7 protein-coding genes are annotated in these 8,140 nt (G+C 34.3%); 1 reads left to right on the plus strand and 6 read right to left on the minus strand.

Translation table 11 applies throughout. The features are described from left to right. Positions 1 to 142: 142 nt before the first annotated feature. From BK139_RS06905 to BK139_RS24580, 5 genes are all read right to left on the minus strand, one after another. Positions 143 to 1,465, minus strand: a complete 1,323-nt coding sequence (locus tag BK139_RS06905) for a Wadjet anti-phage system protein JetD domain-containing protein (RefSeq protein ID WP_076257614.1) — start codon at positions 1,463 to 1,465, stop codon at positions 143 to 145. Further along, positions 1,386 to 4,742: an ATP-binding protein gene (locus tag BK139_RS06910; RefSeq protein WP_076257615.1), complete on the minus strand. Its 3,357-nt coding sequence runs from the start codon at positions 4,740 to 4,742 to the stop codon at positions 1,386 to 1,388. Before BK139_RS06910 ends, BK139_RS06905 begins: the two co-directional genes overlap by 80 nt. Further along, on the minus strand, positions 4,711 to 5,316 hold the full coding sequence (locus tag BK139_RS06915) for a DUF4194 domain-containing protein (RefSeq protein ID WP_076257616.1): 606 nt from the start codon (positions 5,314 to 5,316) through the stop codon (positions 4,711 to 4,713). The genes BK139_RS06910 and BK139_RS06915 overlap by 32 nt, the downstream gene beginning before the upstream one ends. 19 nt (positions 5,317 to 5,335) lie before the next feature. After that, positions 5,336 to 6,736 carry a Wadjet anti-phage system protein JetA family protein gene (locus tag BK139_RS06920; RefSeq protein WP_076257617.1) on the minus strand — a complete coding sequence of 467 codons (1,401 nt, stop codon included), beginning with the start codon at positions 6,734 to 6,736 and terminating at the stop codon, positions 5,336 to 5,338. Positions 6,737 to 6,904: 168 nt separating this feature from the next. After that, positions 6,905 to 7,138 carry a Spo0E family sporulation regulatory protein-aspartic acid phosphatase gene (locus BK139_RS24580; RefSeq protein WP_139325608.1) on the minus strand — a complete coding sequence of 78 codons (234 nt, stop codon included), beginning with the start codon at positions 7,136 to 7,138 and terminating at the stop codon, positions 6,905 to 6,907. On the opposite strand from BK139_RS24580, the gene BK139_RS06925 reads away from it, so the two are divergent. Next, the gene (locus tag BK139_RS06925) at positions 7,042 to 7,356 is read left to right on the plus strand and encodes an STAS domain-containing protein (RefSeq protein WP_076257618.1); all 315 of its coding nucleotides are present in this window, start codon (positions 7,042 to 7,044) and stop codon (positions 7,354 to 7,356) included. The two genes, BK139_RS24580 and BK139_RS06925, sit on opposite strands and share 97 nt — an antisense overlap. A 322-nt stretch (positions 7,357 to 7,678) precedes the next feature. Here BK139_RS06925 and BK139_RS06930 read toward each other — a convergent pair whose 3' ends face one another. Beyond that, on the minus strand, positions 7,679 to 8,086 hold the full coding sequence (locus BK139_RS06930; protein WP_076257619.1) for a magnesium chelatase subunit ChlI family protein: 408 nt from the start codon (positions 8,084 to 8,086) through the stop codon (positions 7,679 to 7,681). Positions 8,087 to 8,140: the final 54 nt, after the last annotated feature.

Genomic DNA, 8,140 nt, shown 5'->3' on the forward strand with positions numbered 1-8,140 from the left:
TAATAAGTACTATTATATTATAAAGGATAAAAGTGGAGTTTTTTTGTTTTTTGATGAAATGCAAACAGGAATTTACGAATTACTACTGAGAACATCTGGAAAATAAAAAAACAGGGAACATACGAACCGTCCCCGTGTTTCTTTATTTTTTTATATTCATATTAATTACTAAGCCTTCTTGTTCTAACCGTATCTTATTTCTTAATAAAACTTCGATTAACTTATGCCATAAATTATAATTATCATCATTTAACAGTGCAGTTAGTTTATTTGCGTACTCAGGTGAAAACCGCATGCCATATTTAAGGTATTTATTATATGTGTACTCGTCCATAAATAAAGGCTTTAGATTTGAGAAATAATTTCTTCGAAGATGTTCAAATATTAATATTCCTCCGTAATCTATGTCTCCCCAGTGATAGACCTCAACAAAATTGTTTGATTGTTGTATGAAATCCTTAAGCTTATACAGTAACTTACGTAAAGCATGATGAGGAAACCCGCCTGTATATATGGTTAATACTTGATCAGGGTTTTTAAAATTATTAGAAGTTAGAGGACCTTCTGCTATCTTCCCATTTAAAAATTCATGATAAGCAGTTAAGTTTTCAATAAAGAGGATGGCCTTAGCATTAAGTTCTTTGATTTCTAACTCTTTAATAGTTTCAAATGAAAGGCCAATTCCCCCTGGCAACTCAGCAACATCTGTACATATGTTTCCGCTACTAAATATCAAAGGACCTGAAACTAAAGTTATTTGAGGGTTTTCCACAATACCTATTGAGTCCAGATATTCGATATCAGTGTCCAGTTCTATGTTACCAAAACGCTTATATATAGAAACTAATCTATTCTGTACATGTTTTTCTAAATACTTTGTATCGTTAAACAACTGATGACTAAGCACTCTCTTCATCGTTCCCTCATCTATCGCTGGAAGAAAAAGAAGGGTTTTGACTAAATCCTCATAACCTTTTAGGTTATTAATTTCCAAACCTGCTGTTTGACTCTTCGATAGTGCCTTATTATAGTAATTCCAGAAATCCCTTACCCATTGCCATGGATGTTCTGATAATGGGCAAAGGATTAATTTGAGATCTTCCAATTTCTTTTGTTTAGGTGTAATTCCAGCCATTTCATATGCAATGCCAATAGCATCAAAATTAAGATATACTTTGTCTATCTCTTCGCCCTCTTTATATTTTGGCCATCTGACTTCAATGATCCCATTCTCTTGAAGTTCAGCGAGTGCTTGATGAATCCATTCCCTTTTCCTATAATTCATATCATCATAGTAATCTTTTAAAAGTGAATTACTCAATTTCTTTATCGCAAACTGAGGTCGCTGTAAACTTGCTTCTCCTGTTTTAAACGCCTTACTTGCTTCATACTTCTTCAGTAGCAAAGAGAGAAGCTTGCTCTTGTACTCCTTGACTTTCTCTTGTTCCTTTGTCAAATCCGTCATTATCACTCATCTCTCTATGTATCATATCTGTAAAGCATTCATAGCCTTCTTTATGAACTACGATGACTGTTGAAACTTCTGTTGCCATGTTTGAAAGTTTCTCATCCGGTACAGCAGCTATTAATTGAAAGTTCATATTTTTAATTAAGCGTAAGCTTGTTTGTATTCTTTCTTCGTCCATTTTATTAAACGCTTCATCAAAAACAACCAGGCGCATCGTTTTATCAGAACTATATAACTGATTAAATGATGATAATATGGCAATGTAAAATGGTGTCTGCGTTTCTCCACCTGATTTTTCTTTAAGCACTTGAGAAAATCGGATTCTGCTATTTGCAGTAGTAATTATGATGTCAAAGTCAAGATAACGGCGATAATCCGAGAATTCCTCCTGATCACCAATCTCGCCTTTAATTAAAATCTCAAATAGTTCGTGTAACGACTGATCTTTTGCATCATCTGGAAAATCAAATAAGGAGCCTTTTTCTACAACTTGAGGATCCATTATAATTTCATAGAACCTTCTATATTTCTCACTTGGTTTAAATTCAAATTGATAACTTTCTTGATGGAAAGGAAATCTTTTTAGAGCATCATTAAGTTGTTGAAACTGTCTTTTTGCACCTTCAATTGCTTCTTTCATTTTATAGATAAAGTGAGATTTAAACTCTTCTTCAGATTGCTTAAGGGCTTCATTTAGCTTTTCCTGATAGGAATCAATGTCAATATCGATTTGCTCTAAGAGCATTTGATATTCATCATTTTGCGGAGCCCCTTCTTCTCCATTAAAATTATGCTTAACATTATAATCATGTCTATCATTTCTTAATTTTAGGAACCGATTTTCTGACTGAGTAATATTTCCTTTTTTATTTCCAATCCAGTTTTCAATTTTTTTGTCCAGCGGAACATCTTGTTTTTCAGCTTCTCTTAATCTTTCTGTAGCCATAATCAACATGTCTGATGAGTACTCAGCCGCCCATTCAGCGAGGTGCTGCTCTAAGACTTGAAGCTCATCATGATATCGCTCCATAGACTGTTTCATAGAGGTTAAGTTATTATTTTCCCTTTCAATATCCCCAATTAATTTTCTAACCCTCTTCTCTAATTCAGTTTCCCGATTCTTCCAATATTCAAAATCTGCTTTTAACTGTTTTATTCCACTAAGGTCTAACTGAGATAACTCTATCCTAAACTGATCGAGACTCTCTTGTAGTGTTTGGATCAATTCTGGGAGGTCTAAAGCGTTACTTAGACGTGAGTAGTAGCTTCTTTTTTCAGTCAGCTGCTGCTCCCAAACATTATACATTTTACTTAAGAATTCTACTTGTTGGATGTCTGTATCGGTTTGAAGAAGCTCTTTTTTCTTTAACTCTAACTGCCTTGGTATAGCCTTAGAACCTATATAAGGAATTTGATATCTTTCTTTCTTTATTTGTCTAGCTACTAAGTTTTGATAAACCATACAACTATTTGTTATAGCTGCTTGATGTTGACTTAACTCTTTTTCTGAGCTTGCTTTCATAACTCTACCTAACAAATGTTCAATTCTTGCCTGAATTACCGTGTTGGTTGTTTCTAACTCTTCAGCCAGTGATCCTTGCTTTAGATTACCTAAATATTTACGTTCTTTTTGTGTATTTACTAAACCCACTCCCTCTATATTGTGATTCCATTTTTCAGCTTCGTATATAGAAAGGGCTTGTTCAAAATAATCAGGGTCTACCAATAGATCAAACTTTTGTGTATGGAGGTACCCCTCAATTGCATTACGCCATTCCTCATCTAAAACTTCCATCTCCTCACAGAAAACCCATACTTTTGATTTTCCGTTTAATTGGAGTTCTAACAATTCTTTTAACTTACTAATTGAGGAAGGGTAGGTTCTCTTCTTGTTCTCTAGATCTTTGATTTCTTTACATAGTATAGACCTTTTCTCTTTTAATTCTTTTATCTTCTTGTCCGTATCACTTTTGGCAATAACGAAGCGATTATACAGTTTTGACAGTTCTTCTCCACATTTATTTAACTTCTGTTGAAAGTCTAATGTTGGTTTGACAGATGAAGACTCTAACATATCAATTACTGAATCTATTAAATTTATACCTTCATGCAAGTTGCTTTGCTCTTCTTTCTCCCAAATCCAGTATTCACTATCCGATACGGTAATTAGCTCTTGAATCATATCTTTTTCTTTATATAAATTGCTAGAAAGCTCTACTAATTGTTTTCTTTTACTTTCTAGTTCTTCGGTTGTTCCTTGAATTTGACTATGTAGTTCTTCCTCTCTCTTTTTCTCTTGGTTATTTTGCCATTTTTGAAATGATTCAAGACTTTTATCTTTCGCTTCTTTATGCTGCTCTTCAGCAAGATCCTTCTCATTAGATACCTGAGTTATTAGTTCTTGTATCTCTTGCAATTTACTTTCTAATCTTTTATTCTCTTCCTGTTGTTTATCATATTTTAATCGTCTAATTACATATTCCTGTTGCTTTACAGTATCTATTAATTTCTTATATTGAACAAAATGATCTTTAATTTTAGTTAACTTGATTTTCCGAACCCTTAAATCTTCTAATTCCCGCTTATATCTTTGGTGGACTTCAAAGTTCTCTTTCATGATGTCCAGCTGTAATTCTTTCTTATCAAGAATATAGTCATAAACAAAATCTCTTACATTATGTATTGGTTTAAACGATAATGCTTTGGAAAAAGAAGAGAAAAAACGATGATTTACTTGGCCCATTCTATTTAATAGAGCCTTCTGATAACCATCTTTTGTTCTCTCTAACACCGAACGATTTTTCAAATTGTTTACATAACGATGAAATTCATCTCTGTTTTTTAATTGGCCTGTTTCTCTTAAATAATCAACATCTTTCAACTTACAATTATTAATTATAAAATACTCTTGATCGATTGAATCATCGCGATAAACATCTATAACAACTCCAACCACAAAATAATCAAATTTCTTTTCATCAAAGAACTCTGCCATGAGATAGGTGGTAAAATCACCTTCCCGGACATATCTTTGTTCGTCACTCCCTATTTTTCCTCTTAAATAGCTAATTAGAGAGCGTTTTGCATCATCGTGGGCAGAGGAATTGAAACGAATCATTTTTAAGTTTGCAATAAATATGACCTGTAGGGCATCAATAATTGTTGATTTACCTGCAGCATTTCTACCTGTTATCATCGTTTGACGTCCAAACGAAATCTCTTCATCTTTAAAATAATGCCAATTAATCAGCTTCAGTTTCTTCATCCATTTCATTGTCATCCTCCTCTCCAGTTCCCATTTCATAACGCAATATCTTTTGATTTAATTGTTGAATGGATTCCCCATCAATCATATGTAACCAGGTATGAAACATACGAAATCTACAATCATCTGAATGCCAGTCAGAGTCAATTGGATCCAACAATTGATAGCTAGTACATAAACGTATATGATCACTTACTTTTGTTTTTGTGAAGCTCGGTAAGCAAAACGCCTCATATTTTGCCCTTATTTCATATAATGTTGTGATCGGGAACTCCGATAATGATAGCCCTTCTCTTTTTTCCTGATAAATAACTCTCAGGACTAGCATCCATATACTTTCTTCCCGACTGAGCCTTTTTCGATGACTCCCCTTTGGAGAAAACACAAACATTGTTTCATGCCTATCATCAATAACAAAGTCCCACCCTAAAAACTGAAAGAACTCCTCCAATTTCTCCTTATGACGATTTGCTAAATAATACGAGGCACGATCCAACTCTTTAACAAGAAAGTTGGTAGAAATTAATTTATTCATAACATCTTGTAACTCTTTTTGCTCCGTCTCACTTATGCCTGTGAACATGGGTAACACCTCTTTCTCTTTAGCTATTGCGTATAACCTTACGATCATCAAAACGATATTCGCCAATATGAAGAATTCGCTGTTCTTTGTTACGCATTAGCCTATACTCCGAATGCTGGTCATACCCATATAAGTACACGTATGGTAAATATATATACCCCTCAACTGTTTTGGGTGCTAACTCACTCATCCCCATTTCGTCCCGGCTACCTAATCGTTCTAAAACAAACGCATTAATTTTTTGCTTAGTAATGGCATTTTCAAGTCTTTTAATATTACTTTCTCTGATTTTCTTTTTTACTTCCTGAGAAATAGGAACGACTATATGCTGTTGTGCTTGATGAACAGCCTTCTTTTTACGAGGGGTAAGCAATGACTTTTCTGACAATTGATTTACGTTATGTAAGCGAAAAATGTCACCTAAAAGCTCTTCCCAATAATCTTGTGTTCTTTCATAACTTTCTAAGACGGTAGCAATTTGATGGTCCAGTCCTTGATTATGCTGTGTTAAATATCTAGCTCGGTCATAAGATGACTTAATGTATTGATGATGCCTAATATCAATTTGTTCATATAGTTCATCTAGACTGTCATAGGTTTCCTCAATGAAATGTAGAGCTGCCCTAATTTTAAGCTCCGCTTCATCTTCGTTATTATATAGCTCTGAATTCATAGCATCCTCTATTGCTATATTTAGTAAATCCGGGTCCAGAGACCACCTCTGCACTGTTTCTAATATCTTACTCCTGTACCTCGCTACATGATCAGATGTTTTTAATCGATGATAGCTTTTATCTACTATTTTTTTCATATACACATCAAAATGATGGTCTAATACTTCTTGAAGAGACTGCTTGCTTATTACTTGTTCCATATGATTTTTCATATTGTTAATCAGCAGACGCAACTCTTCTAATAACTGCTCTGTAATCCGTTCCGCTTCTATAATAGCAATACTAGGTTGTTTTTCCATCCCTTCGTTACTTAAAAGCTGATACGTACTTAACGCATAGCTCTGGTATTCTATCGATCTCACCTGGCAAAGGTCATGCAAAACACTTAACATACGAATAGAATAATGCGGTAATATGATATAATGCTTAAAGTTATTCCTGGTTTCTACATCAATCCATTTTAAAGATAATAGTTTTCTTAATAGCGCATTCGCTTTAGCCCGATGCATATTTTCCATCTCATTAGTGTCTAAACTGCTATCTTCTTCTAACTCGAATTGAACTCCAGATTCCTCTTTAACTTCTATCAGCTCTTGCAGCAAATCTCTCATAATACCGTAGTCAATTCCGATGCGGCTAATCTTATATTGCTCATACAATTCTAGAATTGCTTCAGCATATATTTCTTTATTTCTCCCCGTAAACAAGGAAAAAAATCGGTCTGGTAACACATCAAAAAGCTTCATTTTTCCAATCCCCATACTAATTAAAATAATAGTTAAATTATACCATAAACAAAACGTCTCCGTGTTTCTAACGATATATTATTCCCATTAAAAATTTCTTGAAATTGGAAACTATATGGGTATATAATACTATTTGCATGATAAAAAAATGTGGGTTTTATTATAATCTCATAGGTAATTGTCCACTTCTTCACTTAACCTAAGAGCTCTCTCTGAGGTAAGTTCATTTATATTAACACTGTCAATCATTTCCTTGCGTATATATAAATTTAATGCAAAGAAAGTTTTCAAGTCAGGATTTCCGTATGGATTGTATAGATAAGGGAAAGGAAGTGATACTGACCTTAAAAGGACAACTTGACTATTTATCAGCAGAACAGATAGATTATTTTTTATCGTCATTTATCACAAGATTTAAGGATGCAAATTGTTTGAGCATCGATTTGGCACATCTATCATTTATTGACTCAGCTGGTGCAAATGGACTTTGCAAACTAATAGTAAGTGCAGCAGAACTTGGGTTAAAAAAAGAACTAATAACAGATAAAGGAACTGTATATGAAATACTGGAGATCCTCGGGTTCGTTAAATTCATTAACCATATGAACGAGATAAATTAATGAGTTATTTTATTAGTTGAATACCGGCCGTTGTATACTAGAATCCCTCCACACCCCATTAGCAGGACATGGGGTCACTTTTTTTTAGGTCAATAAAGTCAAGCATTTTCTTAAACATGTTTTCACGTTAGAATCTTTCTTTAAAACCTTCTAAAAGCTTTAATAAACTTGGCAGCCTTATCACTGATGGCCTATTTTTGTTTTATTTATATAACACCCTTCATAAACACGCCGGGTAAATTTAATCAAATGTTTGTTCCACTTTCCTTAAGTGGCGGAGTGCAGCTGTAAGGGCCTATGCTGACCTGTCATTTTGAGCATGTCAGTTAATCAGCTCATTCTTTTTGCTTATACCACCAGCTTTTCTCTCCCCCAGGCTGTTCAACTTCACCGCTTCCCAAATGCTTTGATCAGTGATGCTCACGCTTCCTTTCAGATCAGAAATCGTTCGAGCCAAACGGATCACTTTGATCTGTGTGCGATTGCTCCAGTTTTTCTTATAGGAGAATTGCTGGAGCGTCCGTTGCTGTTCAGCTGTTAAGGGACTGGTTTTCAGCAGGGTGTCATAGGAGACTCGGCTATTGCAGATTTCTCTGCCATACCGCTCGTACTGCCTTTTCCTTGCTTCTTCTACTCTCTTTCTTATAGTTGAAGATGATTCCTCACTTCTGGTTTTTACAGTTTTTAAATGGATGTAGACGTCAAGTCGAATTTTACACTTTTTGCTCATTTCCTTTTTACACTTCGGCTGAAAATATGCTTTTCCGATTTCTCATACGATGAC

The sequence above is a fragment of the Paenibacillus sp. FSL R5-0490 genome (genome assembly GCF_001956215.1).
In the GTDB taxonomy this organism is placed as follows: domain Bacteria; phylum Bacillota; class Bacilli; order Bacillales; family Cytobacillaceae; genus Cytobacillus.